Here is an 831-nt window from a genome sequence, read left to right on the forward strand (position 1 = left end):
ACCCAATGCATTAACTCTAATTCGTTCATATTAAGCAGGTACTCTAGATAATCTTAATTTAGGATTTATCGGAGAGAGTACAATTTGTTTTGCGATTGCCCAGATATACGCAATCATTTCACGGGCAATGGCGGTGACAACAAGGTTGTAATGCTTACCTTTATTAATGAGCTTTTTATAACGTTTACAGAGCCTTAATTGTGCTTTCCATGCGATATCAACAATCTGTTTTGGTAAACCTTCTTGTCGTTTTTGTAACTCGGTCGATATGTTGGCAGCATGACGGTAACTATGAGCACCTTCGACTAATAAGCGCCTTGCTCGACCATTGCCGCATTTAGTAATTGCGCCAATGTGCCTTTTACCCCCGCTCGAGTGTTCACTTGGTACAAGGCCAAGGTGGCTCATCAGTTTACGCGGATGGTCGAAGCGCGTTAAATCACCAAGCTCAGCAACAACGCCAGCGGCCACGAGTAAGCGAACACCGCGCATAGCCTGAATGGCTTTAACAAGGGGATAGTATCGCCATTGATAAACATGGTGAGACAGTTCGTTGTCGAGTCGCTCTAATCGTGCAATTCGCTCATTTATAGTTTGAATAAACTCTTGTAAAACGATTTGCTGTGCTGGATGCGGCAGTACTAGTTCAGTAAGCCATCGTAAGTGTTTGAGAGACCAGTTTGCAGTGCCTGCGTAGTTAATATTGTTGCGAAGAAGCAGTGCTTTTAGTTGGTATTTAGCGTCTTTTAAATCTTTCATCGCGACTTCACGGGCGCGAGATAAATCACGAACGGCCTCGTCTTCAGGCTCAGGCACATAAATAGGGGTTAA

At 43.9% G+C, this 831-nt stretch carries 1 protein-coding gene; it reads right to left on the bottom strand.

Annotated features, from left to right (window positions below; genetic code table 11):
- Positions 1-30: 30 nt before the first annotated feature.
- The coding region (locus tag HCZ11_RS19515; RefSeq protein WP_167659256.1) for an IS110 family transposase at positions 31-831 on the bottom strand (801 nt) is incomplete at its 5' end.

Origin of the sequence: Pseudoalteromonas sp. HF66 (genome assembly GCF_011806445.1) — a bacterium.
GTDB lineage: Bacteria > Pseudomonadota > Gammaproteobacteria > Enterobacterales > Alteromonadaceae > Pseudoalteromonas > Pseudoalteromonas apostichopi.